The 25,999-nt window shown below is 45.2% G+C and carries 26 protein-coding genes and 1 pseudogene; 15 read left to right on the forward strand and 12 right to left on the reverse strand.

Annotated elements, in window-relative coordinates:
* Window positions 1–356 precede the first annotated feature (356 nt).
* The 7 genes and pseudogenes from B2751_RS07515 to B2751_RS07545 all read left to right on the forward strand — a co-directional run bounded on the left by B2751_RS07515 (window position 357) and on the right by B2751_RS07545 (window position 7,144).
* Complete coding sequence (locus tag B2751_RS07515; protein WP_290758864.1) at window positions 357–2,672, forward strand: sensor histidine kinase; 2,316 nt, start codon at window positions 357–359, stop codon at window positions 2,670–2,672.
* On the forward strand, window positions 2,662–2,967 hold the full coding sequence (locus B2751_RS07520; RefSeq protein ID WP_035407545.1) for a hypothetical protein: 306 nt from the start codon (window positions 2,662–2,664) through the stop codon (window positions 2,965–2,967). The genes B2751_RS07515 and B2751_RS07520 overlap by 11 nt, the downstream gene beginning before the upstream one ends.
* A 12-nt stretch (window positions 2,968–2,979) precedes the next feature.
* Window positions 2,980–3,534 (forward strand): cysteine hydrolase family protein, encoded by a 555-nt coding sequence (locus B2751_RS07525; protein ID WP_035407544.1) that lies wholly within the window; start codon window positions 2,980–2,982, stop codon window positions 3,532–3,534.
* 2 nt (window positions 3,535–3,536) lie between these two features.
* Window positions 3,537–4,508 (forward strand): M14 family metallopeptidase, encoded by a 972-nt coding sequence (locus B2751_RS07530; protein ID WP_290773991.1) that lies wholly within the window; start codon window positions 3,537–3,539, stop codon window positions 4,506–4,508.
* A 241-nt stretch (window positions 4,509–4,749) separates the two neighbouring features.
* Window positions 4,750–5,636: pseudogene (locus B2751_RS07535) on the forward strand (manganese catalase family protein).
* Window positions 5,637–5,666: 30 nt separating this feature from the next.
* Window positions 5,667–5,957, forward strand: a complete 291-nt coding sequence (locus tag B2751_RS07540; RefSeq protein ID WP_290773994.1) for a spore coat protein — start codon at window positions 5,667–5,669, stop codon at window positions 5,955–5,957.
* A 74-nt stretch (window positions 5,958–6,031) separates the two neighbouring features.
* Window positions 6,032–7,144, forward strand: a complete 1,113-nt coding sequence (locus tag B2751_RS07545; RefSeq protein ID WP_290773997.1) for a hypothetical protein — start codon at window positions 6,032–6,034, stop codon at window positions 7,142–7,144.
* A gap of 44 nt (window positions 7,145–7,188) precedes the next feature.
* Here B2751_RS07545 and B2751_RS07550 read toward each other — a convergent pair whose 3' ends face one another.
* On the reverse strand, window positions 7,189–7,578 hold the full coding sequence (locus B2751_RS07550; protein WP_290774000.1) for a thiol-disulfide oxidoreductase DCC family protein: 390 nt from the start codon (window positions 7,576–7,578) through the stop codon (window positions 7,189–7,191).
* Window positions 7,579–7,766: 188 nt separating this feature from the next.
* Here B2751_RS07550 and B2751_RS07555 point away from each other — a divergent pair, with 188 nt between their 5' ends.
* Window positions 7,767–8,516 (forward strand): SDR family oxidoreductase, encoded by a 750-nt coding sequence (locus B2751_RS07555; RefSeq protein WP_290774071.1) that lies wholly within the window; start codon window positions 7,767–7,769, stop codon window positions 8,514–8,516.
* Between the two features lie 55 nt (window positions 8,517–8,571).
* Here B2751_RS07555 and B2751_RS07560 read toward each other — a convergent pair whose 3' ends face one another.
* Genes B2751_RS07560 through B2751_RS07575 form a run of 4 tightly spaced genes read right to left on the reverse strand, consistent with a single transcriptional unit; the run spans window position 8,572 to window position 10,310 of the window.
* Window positions 8,572–9,030, reverse strand: a complete 459-nt coding sequence (locus B2751_RS07560; protein WP_290774003.1) for an NUDIX hydrolase — start codon at window positions 9,028–9,030, stop codon at window positions 8,572–8,574.
* Window positions 9,002–9,727, reverse strand: a complete 726-nt coding sequence (locus B2751_RS07565; RefSeq protein ID WP_290774005.1) for an alpha/beta fold hydrolase — start codon at window positions 9,725–9,727, stop codon at window positions 9,002–9,004. Before B2751_RS07565 ends, B2751_RS07560 begins: the two co-directional genes overlap by 29 nt.
* Window positions 9,717–10,130 carry an RDD family protein gene (locus tag B2751_RS07570; protein ID WP_290774008.1) on the reverse strand — a complete coding sequence of 138 codons (414 nt, stop codon included), beginning with the start codon at window positions 10,128–10,130 and terminating at the stop codon, window positions 9,717–9,719. The genes B2751_RS07565 and B2751_RS07570 overlap by 11 nt, the downstream gene beginning before the upstream one ends.
* Before the next feature lie 12 nt (window positions 10,131–10,142).
* A complete protein-coding gene (locus B2751_RS07575) occupies window positions 10,143–10,310 on the reverse strand; it encodes a hypothetical protein (RefSeq protein WP_156358986.1) in 168 nt (55 codons plus the stop codon).
* A 120-nt stretch (window positions 10,311–10,430) separates the two neighbouring features.
* On the opposite strand from B2751_RS07575, the gene B2751_RS07580 reads away from it, so the two are divergent.
* Entirely contained in the window at window positions 10,431–11,354 is a 924-nt protein-coding gene (locus B2751_RS07580) for a zinc-dependent alcohol dehydrogenase (RefSeq protein ID WP_290774011.1), read from the forward strand.
* Here the strand turns inward: B2751_RS07580 and B2751_RS07585 are convergent.
* The gene (locus B2751_RS07585) at window positions 11,336–11,932 is read right to left on the reverse strand and encodes a hypothetical protein (RefSeq protein WP_290774014.1); all 597 of its coding nucleotides are present in this window, start codon (window positions 11,930–11,932) and stop codon (window positions 11,336–11,338) included. The genes B2751_RS07580 and B2751_RS07585 overlap by 19 nt on opposite strands.
* Entirely contained in the window at window positions 11,933–12,664 is a 732-nt protein-coding gene (locus B2751_RS07590; protein WP_290774017.1) for a DUF5694 domain-containing protein, read from the reverse strand.
* Between the two features lie 109 nt (window positions 12,665–12,773).
* Here B2751_RS07590 and B2751_RS07595 point away from each other — a divergent pair, with 109 nt between their 5' ends.
* Window positions 12,774–13,127, forward strand: coding sequence for a hypothetical protein (locus tag B2751_RS07595; RefSeq protein WP_290774020.1), 354 nt, complete (start codon window positions 12,774–12,776; stop codon window positions 13,125–13,127).
* Between the two features lie 303 nt (window positions 13,128–13,430).
* Window positions 13,431–14,285: an AraC family transcriptional regulator gene (locus B2751_RS07600; RefSeq protein ID WP_290774023.1), complete on the forward strand. Its 855-nt coding sequence runs from the start codon at window positions 13,431–13,433 to the stop codon at window positions 14,283–14,285.
* Between the two features lie 55 nt (window positions 14,286–14,340).
* Here B2751_RS07600 and B2751_RS07605 read toward each other — a convergent pair whose 3' ends face one another.
* Together B2751_RS07605 and B2751_RS07610 are read right to left on the reverse strand one after the other, a co-directional pair.
* Window positions 14,341–15,690, reverse strand: coding sequence for a phenylacetate--CoA ligase family protein (locus tag B2751_RS07605; RefSeq protein ID WP_290774026.1), 1,350 nt, complete (start codon window positions 15,688–15,690; stop codon window positions 14,341–14,343).
* A 249-nt stretch (window positions 15,691–15,939) separates the two neighbouring features.
* Complete coding sequence (locus B2751_RS07610; RefSeq protein ID WP_290774029.1) at window positions 15,940–16,329, reverse strand: hypothetical protein; 390 nt, start codon at window positions 16,327–16,329, stop codon at window positions 15,940–15,942.
* A gap of 160 nt (window positions 16,330–16,489) precedes the next feature.
* On the opposite strand from B2751_RS07610, the gene B2751_RS07615 reads away from it, so the two are divergent.
* Together B2751_RS07615 and B2751_RS07620 are read left to right on the forward strand one after the other, a co-directional pair.
* Window positions 16,490–17,914, forward strand: coding sequence for an NAD(P)H-binding protein (locus B2751_RS07615; RefSeq protein WP_290774032.1), 1,425 nt, complete (start codon window positions 16,490–16,492; stop codon window positions 17,912–17,914).
* A gap of 121 nt (window positions 17,915–18,035) precedes the next feature.
* Window positions 18,036–21,623 (forward strand): dynamin family protein, encoded by a 3,588-nt coding sequence (locus B2751_RS07620; protein ID WP_290774035.1) that lies wholly within the window; start codon window positions 18,036–18,038, stop codon window positions 21,621–21,623.
* 60 nt (window positions 21,624–21,683) lie between these two features.
* On the opposite strand, the gene B2751_RS07625 is transcribed toward B2751_RS07620, so the two are convergent.
* From B2751_RS07625 to B2751_RS07635, 3 genes are all read right to left on the reverse strand, one after another.
* Window positions 21,684–22,592, reverse strand: a complete 909-nt coding sequence (locus B2751_RS07625; RefSeq protein ID WP_290774038.1) for a LysR family transcriptional regulator — start codon at window positions 22,590–22,592, stop codon at window positions 21,684–21,686.
* 12 nt (window positions 22,593–22,604) lie between these two features.
* A complete protein-coding gene (corA, locus tag B2751_RS07630; protein ID WP_290774041.1) occupies window positions 22,605–23,555 on the reverse strand; it encodes a magnesium/cobalt transporter CorA in 951 nt (316 codons plus the stop codon).
* Between the two features lie 96 nt (window positions 23,556–23,651).
* Entirely contained in the window at window positions 23,652–24,200 is a 549-nt protein-coding gene (locus B2751_RS07635; RefSeq protein WP_035407488.1) for a hypothetical protein, read from the reverse strand.
* A 284-nt stretch (window positions 24,201–24,484) separates the two neighbouring features.
* On the opposite strand from B2751_RS07635, the gene B2751_RS07640 reads away from it, so the two are divergent.
* Window positions 24,485–25,603, forward strand: a complete 1,119-nt coding sequence (locus B2751_RS07640) for an NAD(P)/FAD-dependent oxidoreductase (RefSeq protein ID WP_290774044.1) — start codon at window positions 24,485–24,487, stop codon at window positions 25,601–25,603.
* A gap of 39 nt (window positions 25,604–25,642) precedes the next feature.
* Complete coding sequence (locus tag B2751_RS07645; protein WP_056061877.1) at window positions 25,643–25,966, forward strand: hypothetical protein; 324 nt, start codon at window positions 25,643–25,645, stop codon at window positions 25,964–25,966.
* The last annotated feature ends 33 nt before the right edge of the window (window positions 25,967–25,999 follow it).

Consider the following 25,999-nt stretch of genomic DNA (forward strand, 5'->3'; position numbering starts at 1 on the left):
CGAGTCGGATGCGACGCTGCGAAAATAAGCACACGAATGGCATAGTCCGTAGAGCGAGTCATCTTCATCCATTTCACCTTCTTTTTCTTTCCTTTATATAGACATAGTACAGAAGCTCACTCATTTTCACAATCAATAGTATGGCTTAAAGTGTCGTTTATAGTGGTTTTGCACATATGTATATCGTTTATCTTAAAGGATATGAAGTGTCAAAATCTAGGCATTTCTCGGAAAAAGTAAAATGATATTTTAATTTGATGAAGCAAATTATTTAGTTATTTCAAGTCTATGATAAGATTCTTTTAAACATGTACGTTTAAAGTTTATTTATATATTTTTTAGAAAGAGGTCTTGTCATGAATTGGCTGTCATCAAGTATGTTCCATCGGTTTTATATTTTATTGTTTTCGAATTTCTTAATTTTTGCAAGCATCAGCGTCTTAACATTTTACATTGCTCAAAAAGAGCTAGAGCAACACCGAACTTCATCACAGAAGATCACATTACAAAAAACGCAAGCTCGCACGCTTTGGAATGAAGCACAACAAGTCAATCTCCAAGTCCAACAAATTGACTTTAATGATCAAGATGATCTGAAGCAAATCAATAAAAGATTGAAACGTTTACAAAAAAACGTTGAATCGTTCAGTCAACGTTATTCAGATCCATCAGACGAACGATTTGCGCATCAACTCGTTCAATTTTCAAGATTTTTGGAACAGGAAGTCACTTTGCAAATACGTACGGATAATCAAAAGCTGGTTCAGCAGTCTGACTTCGTCGTTAACGACTACTTTCGAATGATTCATAATGAAGAGAAAAACGCACAGCAGTCGCTACAACAAAGAACCGCTGAAGTATTACGCTACGCCTTTGGTGTGATGATCATCGCTTTTTGTCTTCTCAGTTACTTGATTTTAAGACTTGTGCGGTCTTTTCGAACAGATTTACTCGATCTCGTCGATCAAACGAAACAGCCTGATCGATTGGAACAGAATGATTTTCAGAACCGTTCCGATGAGATTGGTACACTTGGGCGATCGATGCAACAAATGACGACGTTGCTCGCATTTGAACACCAGCAAACACAAGTTGCTAATTTACAACTTCAAGAGTCTTTACACCAACAAAAAACAATCGAGCGACAACTTCAATTTCAAAATCAGTTAGCCACTCAAATTTTGCGTCATCAATCTACTTCAGGTCTTCACACCTGGCTACAAGTAATCGGTAGTCATTTTCGGGCGGCTCATATCTATTTTTCACCGCAGTCGGAGAATTTTGAACCTGTCCATATCGCACTATCAGACGAACCAATTTATGACAAAGAACGGTTGGAGTTAGAAGCGAAGACCGAGCTAGATACATCCATCCATCTAATCGAGAAGGAGCAGTTGACGTTATGTGCTCTCCCTTTACACAGTCCGTCAAAATTCATTGGTTCATTGACGTTACAATTTCATCATCGTTTTACTGAGACTGTCGCACTTCAGAAAACGACTCATTTATTAAATATCGGGTTGATGCGATTGCTTGATGACATCCGTATAAAAGAACACCATCAATTGATTCAGCGCATTTTAAATGGTTTACGAGAAGCTATCTTATTCGTCGATGTGACGAATACGAATATCTTTACGAATCGCGTGTTTCATCAATTATTTCCGAACTGGTCACCTTCTGAAAACCAATCTGAAAACTTAGCATTCGTCATCGAAGCCTTCGAACCGTTGATTCTCGAAACAGAGGCGTTATATGCATATGTCGAACAAATCAAAGCAGGCTTTGACCACGCATCAGTTATTCCAGCTCAGGATTTTTCAATGCCAGACGATCGTCATTTACGACTTTACACAGAATTTTTACCCGAACGTCAAGGTATTCTATTTGTTTTTCGTGAACGCACAGTTGAAGTCAACCATGCTAAAAAGGAGCAAAACTTCATTTCGGTTTTATCACATGAGCTTCGAACGCCACTTGCATCCATCGAAGGGTTCAGTGAATTAATGTTACACCGGTCGTTATCTCCTTCAAAACAGCGAAAATATTTAGAAACCATGCGGAGTGAGACACAGCGACTCAGTCAACTGTTAACCGAATTCCTAGATTATCAGCGACTTAGTCATCAAAAAGAATCCTATCAGTTAGAATCATTTTGCATCGAACATATGCTCATCGAGTTAACAGAGTGGTTGAACGTTGCGACATCGACGCATCATTTACAAATCCAAACTGACGGTCCTTGCCTGATTACGGCTGACCAAGAAAAAATCCGGAGGGTCTTATTAAACATCTTGAATAATGCGATAAAATACTCTCCCGTTGATTCAAATATCCAAATCTCGTTAGCGTGCTGTGAAGCTGAAATCGTCATCACCATTAGCGACGACGGATATGGTATCCCAAAACAAGATCTTCCCTACCTCTTTGATCCGTATTACCGTGTCGAACAAGCAGACCACCTCCAAGTTCAAGGAACAGGTCTCGGTTTACCGATTTGTAAGGAAATCATCGAAGCGCATGGTGGGAGAATCACCGTTCATTCAGAAATCGGAAAAGGATCTGACTTTTTTATCCGTTTACCTCGTGATGAAGAGTGGAACACAACCAATAACATGTACAATAACAGTATGAATAATCTACAACTAGGAAGTGAAGAACGTGGAAGCTGATTTAAATCAAATCGTTCACTGTTTAAATCAAGATTTTAAACAGCATAAAACTGTCTTCAGTGCAATGGCACTGAAAGAAACCAACCCCTGCATCGTCTTGATGGAGGATCACCGCAAAAGACGATTGAATGATGCTTTGTATCAATACTCTGATTTCATCGCTGAATTGGAATCACTTATTTATCGCTGTTTAATTGATGTCCGGGGAGCCCGTGAATCAGCCTCCCCTTCCGAGATTTTTATCTCTAAAGCCCAACTCTATTCGCCTTATCATTATTTGATTACTTTTTTATGAGAGGAGTCCACCATGACTGTTCAAGAAAATACAGCATTGTTGATCATTGACGTCATTAATAAGATGGATTTTGAAGGAGCTGAGCAGTTAATGCAACAAACGCTCCCTATCCTCTCACCACTCACAAAATTAAAACAACATTGTAAACGTCAAAATATTCCCGTGATTTACGTCAATGACAATTTTGGTCTGTGGCAGGAAAATGTCAATCAAATCATTGATGAGTGCCGCGGGGGTCTTGGGGATGTACTCATCGAAGCACTCCATCCAGAAGAGGATGATTACTTCATCATCAAGCCCAAGCACTCAGGTTTTTTCGGTACTCAGCTCGATATTTTATTGAAGCATTTGGATGTCTCGCGTCTTATCATCACCGGTCTAACGACCGACATGTGTATCTTATTTACAGCAAATGACGCCTATATGCGGGAATATGCCATTCATGTCCCTGCAGACTGTACGGCAGCAGAAACCGCTGTCGCAAAAGATCATGCCTTAGAAATTCTCAGTTCGACATTATCACTGGATTGCTCCTCGAGTTCATGCTTGATGAATAAGGAGGAATAACCATGCTTCATTATTTTTCTGGAACGTATGAATCAGCACGCGAACGTTTCAATGAGACTGCACAGTGCATTCTTTCTCAGCATTATCCGAAGCTAACGCATGATTCACTGGAACAACAAGCGTCACTCTATTCCGATTGGTGGCACGGCCAGTCCGGTAATAATTCAACATTACTGATCTTAACCAGTGGATTACATGGAATCGAAGGGTACGCAGGGAGTGCCATGCAGCTCCAGTTTTTATCAGACCATATGAAACAGGTAAATACGGGAGAAGTCGATATTTTGCTGATCCATGGTATTAATGCATATGGGATGAAACATCATCGAAAAGAAACACAGCATAACCTCAATTTAAATCGAAACGCGATTCACGATTTTTCAAAGGCAGATTTACGCAATCCGGGTTTTGATGAGTTGCAATCTTTGTTTATAAAAAGGTCAGGTTCAGGACGGCGTCTGGATTACATACCGTTTACACTGCATGTCTTATACGACTTGCTTCGTCTAGGTCCACACGCTTTTTTAAAGGCTGCGACACTTGGACAATTCAAGCATCCGACCGGATTCTATTATGGTGGACATACGCAAGACGCTTACTTCTCCGATGTGTTAAGTCGGCTCGTCGATACACTATCTGCTTACCAACATGTCGTGATGCTCGACTGCCATACGGGGTATGGACCAGCGGGTCAAGTCCAACTCGTCATGTCGTCGGAAGATCCACGACACGCTAGGGAGGTAGAAGTATACACACGTTATCCGATCGTCGATCAACCACGAGATCAACAGTTTTATGCAATTGAAGGAGAATGGTTAAACTATCTGTATGAAGAAACAAAAAAGCGACACATCGGTTTTTTAGGTTTAACATTAGAGTGTGGAACGCTTGGAAAGCATCCTTTTGCCCTACTCCGAACGTTAAAAGCAACGATTGATGAAAATCGTCNNAGCAGTTGCCCCTCGACGGATTAGAGAGCGATTCGATGCACTTTACATCCCTAAAAATAAACAGTGGCGACGGTCCATCTTGAACGAGACATCCTTCATCTTTAACAACATCACTGAATGGATCAATGATCCTAAAAGTCATTCTTTGATTAAACGTTCACTTCAACCTATCGAAAAATAAGGTAAAACAGGTTTGAAAGAAACTGATTAAGGTATATAACATGTGTAAATCGCATATGTTTAAAACTTAAAGGGGGTTCTTTTCATGTTTCGCCATCAAAAAGAATTACAATTCGAAGTCAAGGTTGATCGACCCGATCCAAAGCTTGCTCGGGCCGTGCAAGAGGTACTCGGTGGACAATTTGGTGAGATGACGGTCATGATGCAATATCTTTTCCAAGGCTTCAATTGCCGTGGTGAAGAAAAGNNAAGTACAAGGATATGCTGATGGATATCGGGACGGAAGAAATCGGGCACGTTGAAATGCTGTGTTCCCTCATTTCTCAATTGCTCGACGGGGCGTCACCGGATGATCAGGCAGAAGCTGCCAAAGATCCAGCGACGGCAGCAATTCTCGGGGGTATGAATCCACAGCATCTTCTTGTCAGCGGTCTCGGTGGACTGCCATCGAACGCCAACGGCATTCCGTGGAACGGATCTTATATCGTCGCGAGCGGTAACTTGTTGGCAGACATGCGTTCGAATTTACATGCTGAATCACAAGGTCGTCTTCAGGTCGCTCGCCTCTATCATATGACGACGGATGAAGGCGTTCGTGCTACCTTCCGTAAGATGCTCGCTCGCGACCGGTATCATCAGTATCAATGGATGGCTGCGATCGAAGAACTGGAGACGAAAAATGGAGTTGTCGTGCCTGCTACTTTCGCACCGGAAGATGAGATGGAAGCGCAACCGCATGCTTATGAGTTCTGGGACCTATCGGAAGGCACAGCTTCAAAAGAAGGTCGCTGGGCTCAAGGGGAAGCGCAGGATGGAACCGGTGAATTCGTTCATCTAGAAAATCCTGCACCGCAAGGAAATATTCCGAACATGAAGGTACCGGCACACAAACTTCACCACGACCTAGCAGAAAAAACAGGAATGCAAAACGTCAAAGATACTGTCAAACGTATGTTACATGATAAGGAGTGAGATCGATGGCTAAATCACCACTCGCAATCCATGAAACACTCGAAATTCATTAGCCGTCCCAGTAAAAAACGCGACGAGTTGATTGCGACAGACTTCTTGATCAGCAGCAAATCACTTGTCCGCGCTTATGCTGTTGCAATTACGGAAACGGCTTCTCCTGACGTTCGAAAAGTCTTGACTGAACAGCTGAACAAAGCCATTCAGACTCACGCAGCGATCGCCGGATACATGATCGATCATGAGATGTATCACGCGCATGACTTGAAAAAACAATTAAAACACGATCAAGAAAAACTAGAAGTCGCTAAAGGCTTACTATGACGTTCCCCCTTCCCTTCTGATTTTGAAGTGGAAGGGGTTTTCTTTCAGAATTCGTGTAAGGAGCGATCAGTCTCATGATTGACATCAATCATATTCAAATCAAACAAAGTGGAGAAACTGTTTGTCTCACCTGGGAAGGGACAAGTAACGTCCGTCTCTTATTAAATAGTAGACCGTGTTTCATTCAGAACTCGAATAGCTATCAAACGGAGACACTTCCCTTATTTGAGCCTTTGTCATTCGAACTGATCGATTCAGATTCGAAGACACGTATCGTCACCGCTCTTGTTTCAAGTACAGATGATTTGTTCTGGAACCGAAAAATGACTGTCCTGATCCAACAAGATCATGCTGTCCGACTGTTGTGGGGTGAAATCCCAGAGGTATCGCATTATACGGTATTTCAAGATGGGCATCGATTAGGTCAAACTGCGTCACCCGAATGGAAAGGAACGATTAACCCTGAACAATTTACACGTTTTGAAATCCGGGTGCTCCGTCCAATTTCAAGAAAATCGATGCCGTTCGCACGGATGATCGAGACGTTCGCCCGCGTTACGAATCAGATAAAACAGGAACAAGACCGTGAACGAGAATTTGAACAATTCGTGCTCTATTTTTCTTTGTACCCGCTATCCGCTTCACATAAGAAGGTTTCTTCTTACCGATTGCGTGTACTGACGTTCATTGCTCCTCCAATTCTCATGAACCCGAATCCGTTTTCTCCGCATCGTTATTTCGAAGGCGATGCGCGACAATATTCGCCTTTTTCAAAAGAGTATCGCACCTTTACAGAAGTCCTGACATTTGATGGTGAAACCACTCATCAACTATCAAAACAAGCAAACCCTACCCGATCTTTTGATGCTCGTCATCAGTTATATCGAGAAGATGTAGCGTCGACTCAGCGGGTCTATTTATCAGATCAATCAAAAGCACGATATACGCTCCACCACTCTGTCGGCAATCCGCTCGTCGTCTCACCTAATATCGACTACGAAATCAAGGTAGCGCATCATGCAAATCTTTGGCGTATCGCAGGAACACATCTCCAATCACCGCACCATGAAGTATATCTGGATGAAGGAGACGATTGTTTTGAAACAATCCACCAAGCCCATGATTTAGGTTTAAGTTTCCTCGGCAATCCGTTGCCAAGTTGTAACTGGTTGCATGTGACCAACTAATGAACAGAAGAAAACCGCGACCGATTCGTCGCGGTTTTTCATATTTAATCGTGAAATCGAGCACGTGTCTCCGGAGACGGCAGTGCACACTGCTGCTTTTGTCCAAACCAACGATGACGATTGTTTGCAACGAAATCATAGACGCGATCCCGGAGTGAACGCGGAACAATGCGAAGCACTCTCAACAGACGCCATCCATCTCCTAAATGACTGGCAATCCGTAACGCAGCATCCGATTTGATATACGGTATACCCCGGTCAATTACAACGACACTGTCAATCGTTTCCGGGAGATGGTGGCGCCTTACGAGTTCTTGCCCTGTCTCCCCTTGTAACGATGCAAAATCATGGTACCCCTGGTCTCGTTTTAAGATGAACTGGACGCTCGCGTCACAGAGATTGCATTCTCCATCGAATAATACGATTGCTTTCATGATTGATTCACCCTTCCCTACCTGTTTAACGAATGATTTTGTACACTTTTCCTTTACCACACTTTAGGTATAAACATGCAATTATTTAGTATGTTAAATCATGATAACGCTTTCTCTTCTTCTCTTCATTCCGTTATACTGATTCTGTAAACATTTGGTTTTTACAAATCCATCTACTTAAAAGGAGCATATATATGACAAAACGATCGATTGCCATCGTGACCGGTGCCAGTCAGACACGCGACATCGGAGCTGCAATCTGCCGCCAACTTGTCTCTTCCGGACATGACCTGGTCTTTACTTATTTTAAAGCAACAGCGGATTGGGCGGATAGTTTTACAACCGAACTCGAAAATCAAGGTGCCCGAGTCCTTGCGATTGAACTTGATTTAAGTCAATCAGATGCTGCTGACAAGTTATTCGCACGCATAGAAGATGTTGGAGCACCAAGCATCCTGATCAATAACGCTGCTCATTCGACAATGACAGATTGGCAAACGCTCGATGCAGCAAGCCTCGACCAACACTATGCCGTTAATCTCCGGGCACCGCTATTACTCGCGACACGTTTTACAAAGCGATTTGCTGAAGCACATCTAACTTCCGGTCGTATCATCCAATTGACGTCCGGACAAGATCTCGGTCCAATGCCTGACGAGATTGCGTACGCTACGACGAAAGGTGCATTGTCAACATTTACGAAGACGTATGCGGCAGCCGTAGCACCGCTTGGTATCACCGTTAATGCCATCAATCCGGGTCCGACTGACTCGACTTGGATGGATGAAGCAACACGGACAGCGCTTAAACCTAGTTTTCCATTCGGTCGAATCGGTGCGCCGGAAGACGTTGCACGATTGATTCAATTCCTCGTTAGTCCAGACGGTGGCTGGGTGACCGGACAAGTCATTCATTCCGAAGGCGGATTCGAACGCTAAACGTGTAGCATGCAAAAACATCCCTCTGACGTCAAAATCAGAAGGATGTTTTTCATTATCGAAAGACCGGACCCATTTCCGTCAAAAAATCGTTCCAGGCGACTTGATGCAAGTCGCTATAGAGTTCTGGCATCTGGTCTCTTTCAAAAAAGGCAATGTCCAATGATTCATTGGAGTCGATCGTTAACTGTCCTCCATTGACTTGGCAAACAAAAAAATGAACGATTAGTTGGGCGACATCCCCATTCGGATAAATCTCTTCGTACTGCGAATAAACACCACTCAAACGTTCGATCCTGACATGAAAACCGGTCTCTTCGAAAATCTCACGCTTGGCTGCTTCGACAATCGACTCTCCGAGTTCCAGTGCGCCGCCGGGAAAGCCCCACGCTTGTTGCTGCCGCCGTTTTTGTAGAAGAATGCGTCCCTCTTCGTCGAAGACAATGCCACCTGCAAAGTTCAACATCACTTTTTCCTGACCGATCTTACTGCGGAGAAAACGTATATAGTCCATCTGTCGCCCCTTGAAGTTTAACTTGCTTCACCCAGACAATCAGTTGTTCGATCATCGCCTCCGTCACAGTATGATTCACACCCGGAAAAACACATAATTCAGTCGTTTGCGTCATACCTGCTTGAACTGCTGTTACGTGATAGTACTGCTGGATTGATAGTGGAATAATGTCATCAGCATCCCCGTGCAGGAGCAAGCGCGGACGCTCATCCATCACATCGATCGGATCGATCTTCCATGGTACATCTGTTTCTTTGATAGCAGGTCGTCCGTCGCGCGTGCGGAATTGATGCTCCGCTTCAAGAAAGGCGCCGCCCCCATTGATCGCAACGAGCGCTTTAATCGGCAAACGCGCCATGATTCCGTGGGCAATGAACCCACCCATCGAGACGCCGATCGCGATCACATCTGAAACATGCCAGCCTGATTGTTCGATGATAGCTGTCGCTTCCTTGATCGATTGTTCAACGACCGTCCAAAAATAGGTCGTCGATACTTCTGGATCAAACGGATGATCAAACGGTTCACGTTGATCGTGTCGAATAAGTTCCGGGATAAAGACATCGAACCCTTCTTCAGATAATTGTCGTGCAAACTCTAGATAAGAAACAGCCGTACCGCCCCAACCATGATAGAGTAGAATGGCTCCTGTTGGGTGAGAGGAGCGGACGCTATGGACATGAAAATCAAGCTTCATTTTTTAGCTTCTCCTGGTTCAAGCGGACGATCGTTCTCGCAAAGTCATCTTCCGGTAATCGTTGTCCGTTCTCGAGAAACGGTTTCCAGTACGGTCGAATCTTAAACAACGAGACCGTATCGCGATAAACTGTTCGACGGACGATTTGTTTCGTCGTCAACGGCAATCCGTTCTCGCTCTCGACCTGAATACCACAGACCTGACCACCAATCGTTTTTCCATTCAACAGTTTTAATTGCGCGACTTCTCCTAGAAAACTGATCGTCGGTTGTGTCACGACGGCGTGAACGACTTCTGACTTCACACGTCGTAATACCGTTTTTTCGATGACGACGGAAAGTCCGAGATAGACAGCCTGGTTGATGATATACGCACCGATTCGTCGTTTTGTTGTTGAGTGCATGGATGATCCTCCTTATACGTTAAAATAGACGACAGCGCCGAGTGCACTGACAGCAATCAAATAAAAGACGATCGCGAGTCGTTTGTTTGCGGTAGAGATATCTTTTCGGACAAGGATTTTACTGTACCGAAACGTCAAGAATGCGAACACGAGCAAAGCCAAAATCAATAATGGTTCCAATCGATCCCCTCCTTTTCTTTCTTATTCTACATCATTTCTAGTTTCGAATTGTTATATTTTACAAGTAAATTGAGGTATGCTTATACATATTTGATTCTTTATTGAAATGGGGTTTGCATTTTGAACACTACAACGACCTGCTGTCTCATTGAGCTGAAGAAGCCTGGTTATCTCGTTCGGAACCTACCGCTGCTCGGCATCCATGACGTCCACGTTCGCACCCTTGCCGGTTCCATCAGTATCGGTGCTGAACTTCCTCAATGGCTGGAACAAGATATGACTGAAACCGATTATGGCTATCCGCTAGAGACCGGATATGAAAGTTACGGTAAGGTGCTTGCTGTTGGTGAAGCGGTCCAAACCGTCAAACCCGGTGATCGGGTCGTCGGCTTCTATGGTCATCAAGATCAAGCGGTCGTACCTGAGTCGAAGGTCATTTTGGTTCCTGCTTATGTCTCACCACGTGAAGCCTTGCTACTGATTCTATCTTGTGACGCGGCAAAAGGCGTCCGAAAACTGACATTGACGCCCGACGCGAGAGTCTTAGTTTCTGGAATGGGTACGATCGGTTTGCTGACGGTACATTACTTACGGCATTACGTTAACGTTCGCCAGATAGATATCATCGAGCCGCTCGCCTCCCGAGCTGAATTAGCACGTCAATTCGGTGCACGTGTCGTCACGCCGGATTCAGACACGTATGACGCCGCCATCGAATGTTCCGGACGTCAAGCGGCCTTTGCCGAACTTCAATCCGCTGTCCGTCCTAATGGTGCAATCTGCGTCTTATCGGACGGCAACCGTGAATCTTTGACGTTGACGCCCGCGTTTCACGCAAAGGAACTTCAGATCATTGCATCGAGTGACGGTTGGAACTACCGGCAGCACGCAGACTGGCTTTTTTCCAACGATCGCCACGCAACATTACCCAATTTGTTCGAACAGGAAACTTCGTTTTCGGAGCTCGCCAACTGCTTCGCTGCCTTAATGGCATCGACCGATCTCCCGATCAAAGTCTTCGTTGATTATGAGCAGACGAGCTGAACACCGTTCGGATCCGTGCCTGCTAGCGATACGTCGGAAAGGACTGCTTCTTGCAAGACGGTCTTCTCCCCGCGGACGGTTTGGATTTGCGGAACCGGTTGATCGAACAGTTTCGCTAAATCCGCCTCTAATCCTTCGCGCGGCGTCGCTAGGATCAGACGCTCAAGTGTCGTTCCATCCGTATCCGCAATCGCATCTTCATGGATTTGCAGTTCAATCCGTAATCCGTATGGTGTCTGCAAGAACGTCCGACGCTCATTCGGTTGGACTGTAAACGAAAGTGTTTCTGCACGGTCAAGGATCATTTGTAAGTCACCAGGCTGCATCAAAAATCCGATGTGATCGAAGCGAACTATTTTTCCGAATCCGATCGTCACATTGACCCCTCCCCGTTTCATTTCAATGATTCGGAATAAAATTTGATCCGTTCGAAAATCATCCCATGACAGAGGTGGATTAAACGACGAAAATTCTCCGTCTTTCTTCCCAATCCGCTGAGAAACGTGAAACCCGCGTGCCGTGTACCAGGCTTCTGTTTCCTCCAAATGTGGTGTCCAAATATGGTAGTGAAATAGCATTTACATACACTCCTTATACTTGTTCCAATCGTTCCATGTCATCACTACAACTTGGTTCGATTCATTTAAGTATTGTCTTAGTAGCGGAAGATGCGCAGCACCGTACAAACAGACGATTCGCTCGGTCGTCTGGGCAAGTTGCAGTAGACGATCGGCAATCTTTTGATTACGGGCATGCCAGTAGCATTCGATCCAAATCCGCCCGTTTTCCAGCTGTTCGATTTGATCGTAGACCTTAGCGGACGCTGCAATCGTCTCTTCAGCGTGCAATCGATCGAGCCATTCGGAAAAGGATAACTGCTCCATCGCGTTCTCTAACTGTTCAGTCCGCTTCATCTCAGCAGTGACGATCGTCTTGAAAGCTTCCGGATGATGTGAACGGACTATTCCTAAATCCGGTACACCTGGTACGATTTCGTTCCAATCGATTCCATGCAACTGTGCTAATCCTGCCATCCGGGCTAGGCGAAAGCCGATTTGTTGCCGTTCATTAGCGGTTAAATCACTCTCGTGTTGATAGGTATCATATGTATGTTGCAGGTCACTTATGCGTTCAGGTGACGTTTCAAGAGCAATGCAAGTCGGTTGAAATCTGTTCAATCGAACAACGACTTCCTTAACTTCCTGTTGCCGTCTCTCTGATGCGACATCAAAAATTACTGGACGAATCAGATCACCATTTGCCGGTCGATCAAGATGGAACATGCCTAACAGTAAAATCTGGGGCTTCATCTACATTCCTCCTTTTCCTGATTTTACCTTATATTTGGTAAAGGAAGCGACCTTTACCTATTATGAATTTACGTTACCATTCAACAAATACTCATATAAGGAGGTTCCGATGAAAAAGATATTCGTCATTGTGTTCATTGGATTTTTATTCGGATGCAACCAAACCGGTATAGAGGATGAAACTAGTTATGCCATGATCGTCATTGTGAACAATAAAGAATATAACGGAACAGAAGCTGAATTGGACGCATCTAAACAACAAGGAGAAAAAATTAGTACGATACTAAAGAAAACAAAAGCATACGAAATGCCCCAAGCGAACAGTCAATCGAATCTCTTTTCAGTCGGATCCACCATCTATGCTGTTAAAGGAACAGAAGATTTCATCATCGTAAAAGACGAAGAAAATAAAAAATGGCTTTTACAAAAGGGAAGAGATATCGAAAATAATTTGAATGACTGAGGTAATCTAACATACCCTTAAAGTGGTACACCTTTAGAAGTACTAATAACGCGTGTATTTTAAAATATATGCTTAAACGAGGTATGATGAGAAATAATTAGAAGGTGGACAGCTGGTAGGGAAATAGAGGAAAGCGATTGTAGATTACTCTTTGATACCCATGTCCTCGTTACTTTACGATACCTGCTATGTCTGACAGGAATAGGACAAAATCAGCGAAGAGTGAACCCTGACAAATTGTGTTTGCCTTGGACAGGTCAGTTGCTCATTGCACCAATATACTAAAGACAAGGAGGTGACAAGATGTGGCTCGAATCCATTCAACGCGTCATCGATTATATCGAGGATCATTTAGAGGAACCGCTTGATCTCAACGTTTTAACAAATGTTGCTCAGATACAGGCATATCCTTTACAACGAACGTTTTCCTTACTTGCGATGATGACCTTACCTGAATACATCCGGGGGCGACGTCTGACGCTTGCTGCGCAACAATTGACACAGACGGACGAAAAAATCATCGATCTTGCCTTACGTTTTGGTTATGAGACACCGGAAGCTTTCACAAAAGCTTTCAAACGTCAGCATGGTTGTTCCCCGACGTTGATGCGAAGCGAGCGACGTCCGATTCACGCCTATAACCGCCTGAGCATTCAGGTGACCTTGAAGGGACTGGATCAAATGGATTATCAACTCATCGAACGACCTGCTTTACAGATTTCAGGATGGCGAAAACATTTCCCTACGCAAGATGGTGCCCAACAGCAACTGATTCCATTGTTTTGGAATGATGTGAATCATTCCGGTCAAGGTGCTACCTTGTTCAAACAAAATGACGGTCAGATTGATGGTGTGATTGGTGTCTGCTCCAATTTCACCGAAGCATCGATGGATTATTGGATCGCGACGACGACAACGGAAGTCCTACCCGGTCAGGAAACAATGACGATTCCGGCGAGTCTTTGGGCGACGTTTCCGGTCGTTGGTCCAATGCCACATGCCATTCAAGAGATGTGGCAGCGTATCTATCAAGAGTGGCTCCCATCGCATGGATATGATCCTCTGCCTCACGCTGAACTCGAAGTCTATTCGGCAGGCGACCCGTCTGCCGCCGATTATCAATCTGCCATCTGGATTCCGGTGCGTCCGCGCGACTGATGGTTTCAGGACATATGAAAAGGCGAGATCATCGGTGATCTCGCCTTTTCGTGTGTCATGCATACTGTTGTTTAATCAGTAGTGTCTTTCCACTGATTTCTTTCGGAATTTCCGGTACCGCGCGCATGACGACATTCAATTGTCCGTCAAACAGTCGGTCTAGAACAAAAAAGAGTTTCTTCTCGTGTTCTTTCTCGAAGCATCGTTCATCCGGTACATACAATAAAACAATCTCGTCCCGTGTCTCTTGAATGTATTGTACGCGTTCGATACAGTTCGGGAACGCCCGAACGATTCCCGCGAGTTCCCCTTCAAAGACACGGTGACCGTTTCTGAGTTGAATGAAGCTTCTCCCCCGTCCGTCGATCGAAGCGATGATCGGACCTTGATGACCACAAGGACACGTTTCCTGACTGAGCGTCATCCGATCGCCGACACGGTAACGGACGAGAGGTGTCCCGTGCGTATCAAAACTCGTTACGAGAATTTCGCCATCCTCATCGCGTTCAATGATTCCCATCTCATAATGTAAATGTTTTTTGCCATACGGACATTCCGCGACGATCGGAGCCCCTTCTGAAGACGCATACTGATCATAGATTGGCGCATGGAAAACATCCTCGACAAGTGCTCGCTCTTCTGCCGTCATCATCTCAGCCGTCGGAAAAATCGCTTTTGGACGAAATGTGCAAGTCATGCCATATTTTTTAGCATATCGTGCAACTTCGATCATTCCTGAAGGCAAACCATCAATCGATTCCGGCTGAAACCGATTGAGCTGTTCAATATATGCGGCTGCGGTTTTCGGATTGATGTTTTTGATCGAGAACAACATTTGATTGATGACTTTATTTGTCCGCCAATAAACCGGTGCCTTTTGTTGAGGCGAGGCAAGGGTTTGACCGGTAAAACTCGCGCGGCGCATCCCTTGATCGACGCCATGTGTCCATTTGAAAAAGTCGAGATGCGCCATGCGGATTTGCATGTCTTCTTTCGTGTAATGGACTTGAATCGATTTGCCGGTCGTACCGCCCGTTTTCCCGAGAATCGGAGCATGGACGCGCGCATGGACATCCTCATTTTGTTGTCGTAAGATTTCTTTCGTCAAAGGAGGAATTTGTGTTAGTTCGTCAATCGATCGTAGAGGGAGCTCTAACGCAAGAGAGGAAAACAATTCCTGATAATACGGACTATGCATTTGGCAAAAAGAAAGGAAGTCGTTTAATCGATGCAACTGTTCCGCCCGTATGTCATTCGGTCGTCCTAACTTCTGCTTCAGTTCTTGTAGGCGTTGTTGATAGGCTGGACCATATCGTTCGTGGAACAGGCGACGTCCTTGTAAAGTCGTCAACAAGTTTTGGATGAAGATCGGTGAGTGAAAGTAGATCGATTCTTTGAGCTGCATGATGTCACTCCTTCCATAGATAAACCACCTTTTACTGATACTTTCATCTTATTTCCAGTCGTCGCCCACCTCAATTAGTTCTTCGTGAATAAACTTAGCTTTTATTTTCAGGACGATTTATTTTATTGAACTCTGATTTACGAACATCTTCTCATCGATTCTTGAACTTACAACTTTTCTTCCATCATAAAAAATCCGACCGACGAATCAGGAAATCTCTTCGTCGATCGGATTCATATACGTGTACCATTACGATTTCGCGACTTTTTGTAGCATGTGACACCCGTAAGCCCGTAATTTAATCGATTCGAGTACAAGCGACATCTGTTGTTCATCCAATCGTTCAATCAACTCGATGATCGTTATCGTCGTTCGCCCATTATATAATTGTACGATCAAGTGGATGATTGCTTCTAACGCTGGACTTGGATAGGGTTCTGCCAGAAATTCACGATCAAAAAACTCACCACTATCCGGAAAGAAATAATCCGAGAATCGTTCGAGCACTTGTGGCTGTCCTGTTGCGAGATACAGCATCGAGACCATCGCTGCATCTTCTCGTTGTTTCGGCTTTAAGCGTCTCCACAACAGATCGAATCGTCGTTCATGTTCCGCTTGCATGAATTGTATCGTCTGCATGGTTGAAGCCTCCTTTGTTTTTCATTCTTCCTGTTGATTCTTTTCCTTATATTTTTATTCCCTATTCCATCCAACTGAATCATCTCAGCGTATCCTCTTGCGATTGAACTGACACGATTGGGGGTACATTACAACAGATATAAGAGAGGAGTTTACATCCATGCCAACGCGCCTAGCTTTAGCCGGAGCTACCGGTTACATCGGTCACAATCTACTGAACGAACTGAAGAAAAAATATGACGTCATTGCCCTTTCTCGAAACGGCAATGATAAGGACAATGAGGAACGTGTCGAATGGCGATCGTGCGATCTCTTTTCTCTAGACGATACGATTGCTGGTATGAAAGGAGCGGACATCGCTGTCTACCTCGTTCATTCGATGATGCCTTCTGCTAAATTGACACAAGGATCGTTTGAAAACATGGACTTATTGTTAGCCGATAACTTTGCCCGTGCAGCAAAAGAAAATGGTATCCGACAAATCATTTACTTAAGTGGTATCATTCCTGAGGAAACAGAAAATCTATCGCGTCACTTAAAGAGCCGACTCGAGGTCGAACGCGTTCTTGGTGCTTATGGCACACCGGTGACGACGATCCGTGCCGCATTGATTGTCGGTCCAAAAGGCTCATCTTTCCCAATCTTATCGAAGCTCGTCAAACGCCTCCCCGTCATGGCACTCCCACGATGGACACGTAACAAGACACACCCCGTCGCTTTACCGGATGTCATTCATGCACTTGGTGAAAGTGTCGATCGCGATGATGTTAAAGACCGGGCAATCGATATCGGTGGACCGGAAGCGATGACCTATAAAGAGATGATCCTTCGAACTGCTGACATCATGGGAAAACGACAACCGACCATCGATATTCCTTTATTGACCGTTAAATTATCTCGACTTTGGGTGACGCTCGTGTCTGGAGAACCAAAAGAAACCGTCTATCCACTCGTTGAAAGCATGGTTCATGAGATGGTTGCAGATCCAGAAAAAATGGTTCCAGGGATCAGTGACGGAAAAATTACATTCGAACAATCGGTCCGTGATGCGCTAAAAGAGGAGGAAGAAAAAAAAGGTTCTTCTTCCTCGTCGTCTTCAACACCAGACGCCCTTGACGTTCGTTCAGTTCAACGTGTTCTTTTGCCGAAGGATCGCGATGCCGACTGGGCAGCTGACGATTACATGGATTGGTTATCTTCGTTTGCGCGTCCTTTCCTATCATCAACTATGAAAGATCAAGTCGTTGGAATAAACATTCCATTTTACGAACAACCCCTACTTGAATTGACGAAGGAACCGGTTCGTGATCGACAAATGGCGACATACCGGATTACCGGCGGACTATTCGCAAAAGTCGAGGAAGATAGCCGGGGTCGGATTGAATTTCGGCAAATTCCCGGTACACAGGAATGTATCATTGCCATTCATGAATTCGTCCCTGCTTTACCGTGGATACTCTATAAGGTGACGCAGGCGAACGTTCACTTGCTCGTCATGTATCTCTTTAAATTACACTTATTGCGTCGAATTCATTCGACGGAACAAGAATCAACACACGCAGACGAAATCGTTCCGTCATCTTGATCCCGATTAAAACGATCCGCCTCTTCCTTGGCGGATCGTTTTTTGTCGCTTGCAGAAGGATGACGAAACTAAAAAAATCGTGATACACTGAACGATGACTGAAAGAAAGGGGTTTCATTGCATGCGCTCATTTGAGGAACGATTATCGAACCAACTCGAAGCGACAGCTTCACTCGCCACGTTGATTCAACCTTCAACGGATCAACTCCGTTTAGATAAACTAGATAAATTCGCTATGAAACTATTGAAACGAGAGTTCACGATTGCTTTCGCTGGTCATTTCTCGGCTGGAAAGTCAAGCATGATCAACGCCTTGACGGGTGAATCGGTCTTACCGACAAGTCCGATTCCGACGAGTGCGAACATCGTGACACTTCAACAAGGGGACACTGATTCAGCGATCGTTCACTTTCATGAACAGCCTTCTGTTCGTCTAACAGCAACAGAGCAAGAGGAGCATCTTAAAACACTTGGGAAGAGTGGTGATGTCCGTCAAATCGATTTGACGCATGCTGCATCCGATCTGCCTCCTGGTCTCGTCTTGATGGATACACCAGGCGTCGACTCGGTCGATGATGCCCACCGTGTATCAACGGAATCCGCCCTTCACTTGGCTGACATCTTGTTTTACGTCATGGACTACAATCATGTTCAATCTGAATTGAACTTCATGGTGACGAATGAATTACAAGCTGCCGTACCGGAACTATATTTAATCGTCAATCAAATCGATAAACATCGTGAAGATGAACTATCATTCAACGCCTTCCGCCGCTCGGTCCATGCATCTTTCGCTGAACATGGTGTCGCGCCGAAAGGGATTTTCTTTACAAGCCTGCGGAAACCAGATCATCCGTATAACGATTTCATGGAAGTCGAACAGCTCGTCAAACAAAGCATTCGTGATGCTCAACCGAAGTTGTTGGCTTCTGCCGCTTTAACGCTTGAAAGTCTTCATCAAGAGCATACACGTTATCTCACACGTCTCGTCTCAGAAGCCCACGAGACGATGGCTGAACAATTGAATGACGCTGAACGACGTGATCCAGAGACGATCGAAACCGAATTAGCCCACGTTTCGCAACAATTAGAAGCACGTCAGCCGGACCGCTGGGTACAGACGTTTTCGTTGCATCGAGATCAACTATTGAAAAATGCGACATTGATGCCGTTCGAATTACGCGAGAAGATGCGCCGTTTCCTCGAGTCACGCCAACGCGACTTCAAGGTCGGATTGTTCCGAAGTACAAAAAAAACGGAAGCGGCTCAAGCAGAGATTGCACAAGATGTGTTGCGTGCCTATCAGACGGTGACCGCTTCCGAGATTTCGCTCCATTTACGTAACTTGATGAAACAATCGTTACGCGACCTTGGTCTCCTGCAGGATATGCATATCGTCGCGATCGATCAGCTTTCACTCGCCCCGCCGCTTTCCGTACTCGAGAGTGCCCTGCCGACTGGCATTACGATCACGGGTGAATCGGTGCTCCAGTTCACGAATCGTGTCGCCGAACAGACACAAGCTTGGTTCGTCAAGGAAACGAATGCGTGGCGGGAGCATGTTCGACTAGAGTTGACATCAACTTTCCCGAAAGAACAAGCTGAGCTATTGCAACAACAAACGTCACTACAGCATAAATGGGACAACGTTCAAGCATGGCAACAGGCTACCGTAGCACTCGAGCGATATGAGTATGGCGTTGCCAATCCATCTGACCAACAGCTCGAACAGGCTCGGACACAAGTTTCAGTCTGGGAAGAGCAATTGATTCAGCAAGAAGCGACAATCGTTTCCTTTACCGGGTATGAATCGGTGACAGAAACAACTGCGTTTGAGCTCGCGAAGACGATCAGTGAGCAACAATCCGTCCGGTTTGCACCAGAAGATGTTGCTCAAATCCGTCAGCAGCTGAATGGTCTACAGGGCTTTGAAGAAGCCGTCGCTTATTTAAATGACAAATTGGATCGACTGACACACCAATCGTTCACGATTGCCTTATTCGGTGCCTTCAGTGCCGGAAAATCATCGTTTTGCAATGCTTTGCTCGGAGAGAAGGTACTACCCGTCTCTCCGAACCCAACGACCGCGTCCATCAACCGGATTCATCCCGTTGACACTGCACACCCGCACGGCGTGGCAGAAGTCACATTCAAGTCGGAAGCAGCGATGCTTGAAGACTTAAATGAAGCGATGGTCGCAACGATGACGTTCGAGTCAACGAAACAGGCATACGATACGCTCTTACCACGTGCCGCATCGCTGACGGATCCGTTCTTGCGTGCTTTCTTGACAGGATTCCCAACCGTTCAATCATTCATCGGTACCGTCCAGACGGTCGATCAAGAAGCTTTTAAACAATATGTCGCACAGGAAGAACGAAGCTGTTTCGTCGATGTCATCGATTTCTATTATGATAGTCCCTTAACTCGTCTCGGCGTGACACTCGTTGATACACCAGGAGCGGATTCAATCAATGCCCGTCATACCGATGTCGCCTTCGATTACATCAAAAATGCGGATGCAATCTTGTTCGTCACGTACTTCAATCATGCCTTTGCTCGCGCTGACCGTGAATTCTTGATTCAACTCGGTCGTGTCAAAGATGCGTTCGAACTCGATAAGATGTTCTTCCTCGTCAATGCGATTGATCTCGCTGCTTCAGAAAGCGAACGTCAAGATGTCTTGAACTATGTCGCTACGGAACTGCAACGCTTCGGGATTCGGTCGCCCCGACTGTATGGAGTCTCGAGCTTACAAGGACTCGCCGAAAAGCAGCAAGAGCGAACGGATTCAATTTCCGGTTTACCCGAGTTCGAGGAAGCATTTCATCAATTCCTAGCGGAGGACTTAACCGGTCTTGCTAAAGTATCGTTGTCTGAGCAGACGGAAAAGACCGTCGAGCGCCTCGAACGGTTCATCGTTGCGACTGAAGCAAACCTCCTGCGAAAAGAAGAACGGCTGGCTGAACTGTCTACTTTAGAACAGCAGGTCACCGATCGTTTCGAGGACAATCGTGCTACTTTGATCGAACCTGCACTCAAAGCAGAGATTCATGAACTGTTGCACCATGTCGTACAACGCATTTATTACCGTTTCCCTGACTTCTTCAAAGAAGCCTATAATCCCGTTCGTTTTGCTCAGACGAGTAAAGGAGTAGCACTACAGGAGGCCTTGACGGAACTGTTGACATTCCTACGGTTCGACTTTGAGCAGGAGCTCCGGGTCACGCATTTCCGCATCGACCAATGGCTCGAAGCGGCCTTAGTCCGTCGTCAGCAAGAGGAGCAACAGTTGCTTGAGCAATGGAACGAATCCTTCCAGCTGGCGCCTGTCACGGTCTCTCGGTTGAACGAAATGACGTTCGACGGACCCTTCGAGGATGCAACCCCTTATATTGGTGTCAAACGCCACTTCCGGAATGCGAAAGCCTTCTTTGAGAAGAATGAGAAAGAACAACTGAAGGAAGAACTGGCGACGTTAACTAAACAAGAAGCACTCGCATACACTACTGCTCAAGAAGAGCGTTTGCTGACAGTCGCGACGGCACATCTAGATGTCTCTTTAACATCCCTTTCAGAGCACCTGTTACGCCAAGCACTCGAACAACTCGAGAGTGAACGTGCGACGTTACAGGCACAAGAGACACTGACACCTTATAAACAAGCTGCCGCAAAAATTCGCAATCTGACGCAGCACGTCACGTCATGAAACATGATCAATCCATACAAAAGACCGGAGCGCGACGCGTTCCGGTCTTTTGTATTTTCTTCACCGCACAGGCGTTGGCCAGAACGATTGAAAATAGTGGACGATGTATTGATGGACGTGCCGGACGACTGGGCGTAATTCTGTCCCGACAAGTCGGTTCAACGAGACATCCCATAACATCGGCGGCTCGAACGGGATGATTTTAATGTCATCCGCATGATGAAACCGCAGAATCGGTTCCGGTAGGATCGAGATGACGTCGAGTTCTTGAACCATCCCGATCAACAAATCCCATGCACCAGACATGAAGAAGATATTCGGTTCTTGCTGCACTTTGCGAAACTCCGATAGTATTTGATGATGTAACATGAATCGATCATTTAAGATGACGAGTGGTTCATTTCCGATATCACTATAAGATAGAGCTTCTTTTGCTTGAAACGGATGATTTGGGCGAACGGCAACGACGACTTCATCTTCAATCAATCGAAAACGTTCAATGCCATAGGATTCACCTGGTTCGATCAAAATGGCCAAATCGAGTTCTTCAAGTAGCAGTCGACGTTTGAGTTCAAACGCCCCTTCTTCGATGATTTCGAGTTCAATCCCAGGATGTTCCGCCATGAACTTCGGGATTAACTGTGAAAATAACACAGGAAGAATGACAGGCGGGATTCCGAGACGGACTCTCCCTCGGACGACGTTTGAGCGTTCGCGCAGATGCCCCATCAATGCTTGATGACGTGTCAGAACGATCTTCGCATCTTCATACAATTGACATCCCGTTTCCGATAACCCTGTCAACCGTCCGTGCTTTCGAATGAATAGTTCCACTTGCTCCAGCTGTTCGAAGTCGCGAATCATCTGACTAAGCGCCGGTTGCGAAATCGACAAGTGTTTCGAAGCACGCGTTAAGTTATAGCCTTGCTCGACAATTGTCGTAAAAAAAAGTAACTGTCGAATATCCACTTACATCTCTCCTTATTCATCAAACCAACGATTTTTTTTGAAGAACAGAATCATCACTAAAGCAAGGAGTCCCATTGCCCCTAACGTCACGAAATAACCATACCGGGTGGTCAGTTCTGGCATATGTTCAAAGTTCATGCCATATATACCAGCGATGAACGTCAACGGCATGAAAATCGTCGTAAAGATCGTTAACGTCTTCATGATGCTATTCATCCGGTACGAATTGAGGGAAATGAAGTTATCCCGAAACTCAGATGTCATCAATCGGTTGTATTCAATCATTTCGGATAACTTTAGTAAATGATCATACAAATCGCGAAAGAATGCTTGCTTCTTCGGATGAATCGATAACCGCTTCGATTCGACGACCCGATACAATAAGTCCCGCATCGGCATGACTGTCCGCGAGATTCGAAGTAACTGCGCTCTTAGTTCGAAAATTTCTTCCATCAACCGACGATCGTTTCCGCGTGATCGATAGCGTTCCTCAAGCGCAAACAATTCATCTTCTGTCGCATGGACGATCGGAAAATAACCGTCGACGATCTTATCCATGATTTTATGTACGAGATCGACCGTTTCTTGTGTGTGTAGGCAATGACTGTATTGTTCAAACACGATGTCAATTTCCGGCGAGGATTGCTCATGGTAGCTAACAAGATGCCGATCACTTGCGAACAAATTGATTTCACGACTCATCAACGTTCCTTCATCAAGTGCATGAAGGACAAAAAAACTATGATCCGCATAATACTCGAGCTTCGGACGTTGTAAATAATGAAAACAGTCTTCAATCGCCAGCGGATGAAAATCAAAGGCATCGATCAATTTTTGCTTTTCTGTATCTGTCGGTTGATTAAAATCAACGAAATAGCGTTTGATACCCGGCTCTTGTATCCGAAATATATCATCTGTCAAAATGATCGTATCGTTCGCATCGATCAATATACAACGAATCAAGTTCCTCTCCCCCCTTTTATTATTTAAGCGTACTATATTTTTTCAAATGCAACAAAAAAAGGATTCCAGAAAGGGAATCCTTTTTCTTATGAACGATCAACCATGTTCAATATAAAAACCGCTCCAATATACTTGACGATACGTAAATTCTTTACCGCTTTTCGTCGTTACAAGCATTTCATCTTCTGCCATGACGGCGATTTTAATCGGAACTTCACCGTGATCCGTCAAATAATTGAGGATCTCAAGGTGTCGATTCAACCAGAGACGACGACGGAACCATCGAAAACGACTAAACGCTGCACTGAAGTGGAGTAAAGCGAGTGACAGAATAATCAAGGCAAATGGAAGTGGAATATCGAACAAAGCAATCAAATATACATCTGCGATGAGTAAAGATAGCGAGAGACCCATTTCCGTCATTTCCATAAAAGATGCTTTATAGGTCGCGAAGTAGGTCATCACGCGAAACAACAAGATGACCGTTAGATACGGTACGAAATACATTTGAAACACATGGTCCGTGCCACTGTTGACGAACATGAGCAGTGGCAGGAAGAATAGCAATTTCCAGATTAGGATGGCGGAATAAAATAAAGTATGATCCGTGTAGCGTTTGCGTACGATGGCTTGACTCATATTCATTGCCTTCCCCTCCTTCATGATGGACCGTTTCAAAGTCAATGATGACAGGACATGATGCCTATAAGGGTATGTTTCCAAATTCAACTGTTTCTAATCATCTAATTCACAGTTTATAGAAACTGTATATTTAGTATACGTGATTGGTTTCGAAAAAGTTCACTTTCCCCATCATTTCCCATTATTCGATGTGCTACCGATCCGATTCTCACTCTTGCTAGTCGCCCGGATCTTCTACTGCTACAATATAAGATATTCCAATTGAATAGAATCGAGTTGAATTTTTCATGTACACCCATATCATTGTCGGTGCCGGAATTCTTGGTGCCTCGACAGCTTATCATTTATCAAAGGCTGGTGAACGCGTCTTACTCGTTGATCGGAAGGAACCCGGTCGCGCCTCCCATGCGGCAGCGGGCATCATCTGTCCATGGATGACACAACGACGCAATAAAGCATGGTACAAGTTAGCGAATAACGGTGCTCATTTTTACAAGACATTGATTCCTGAACTCGAAGCACTCGGCGAGACGAGCACAGGTTATCAGCAAGTTGGAGCGATCGCCTTACACGAAACATCAAAAATCGATAAGATGGAGACGATTGCGCAAAACCGCTTTCCAGAAGCCCCTGCCATCGAACGGATCGAACGACTCGATCAAGAACGTGTCAAAACGCTGTTTCCGCTCGTTGAACAGATCGAAGATGCCTTATTCGTCTCTGGCGGTGCACGTGTTGATGGACGTGCCTTATGTGCCGCTATGATCCGTGGGGCTGTCGAACACGGTGCGACTGTACTAGAAGGAGATGCTTCTCTTGTCGTAGACAAAGGAGTCGTCACCGGTATAACCATGGAAAACGAACAGTACTCGGCAGACCACTTCATTTTAACGGCAGGCGTTTGGTTGAATGACCTTCTTCGGCCGCTTGACCTTAAAATCGATTTGCACCCAGAGAAGGGACAAATCCTACAACTCGACTTGACGGATTCTACATCAACGACGTGGCCTGTCGTCATGGGACAACGCGGATTGTACCTGGTTTCGATCCACGAAAAGAAACTGATCGTCGGTTCGACACACGAGAAACAGACCGATTACAACTTAAAGCCGACCGTCAAAGGAATGTATGCTTTATTGAATCGTGCTTTACCTGTCTTACCAAGTCTCGAGGAAACGACAATTGATGAACTCCGTATCGGCTTACGTCCCTATACAAAAAACTCGTTACCAGTAATCGGACCGCTTCAAAATCATCCAAACGTGTTCTTAGCAAACGGACTCGGCGCATCCGGTTTGACGATTGGACCTTATCTCGGTAGCCAATTAGCGAAGCTTGCAAATCATCAAACGCTTGATATCGAATGGCAGACCTATGAGCCGACATACGTCTCTTTCGACTCCTAACTCACTTTATGCTTTTTGAAAGGAAGTACGTCATTGTCCATGAAACCAGTAGTTTCACTTGAATTATTTGATGCTTTAGATATTCGTGTCGGTACGATCCAGTCGATTTCGAATCGCACGGATGGCTCAATTCAGCTTGAGCTACAATTCGACGGATTTACACGTTCTTTTTCACTCGCTTGGGATTCACTACGACCTGATGTCCACGAGCTGCTTGGAAAACAAGCGATTGCTGTACTCAACGTACCTGGTCGTACGCCAGAAGAGTCCGGACGAGTACTTGAGATTGGGCGTTCAGAGCAATGGATGCCGATTCTCGTCGTGCCGGAACATCCGATTCCGGAAGGTGCACGGATCGAATAAGACACTTTAACCTATGAAAAACACTCCCCAGTC

The organism is Exiguobacterium sp. UBA6282 (genome assembly GCF_002440475.1).
In the GTDB taxonomy this organism is placed as follows: Bacteria; Bacillota; Bacilli; order Exiguobacteriales; family Exiguobacteriaceae; genus Exiguobacterium_A.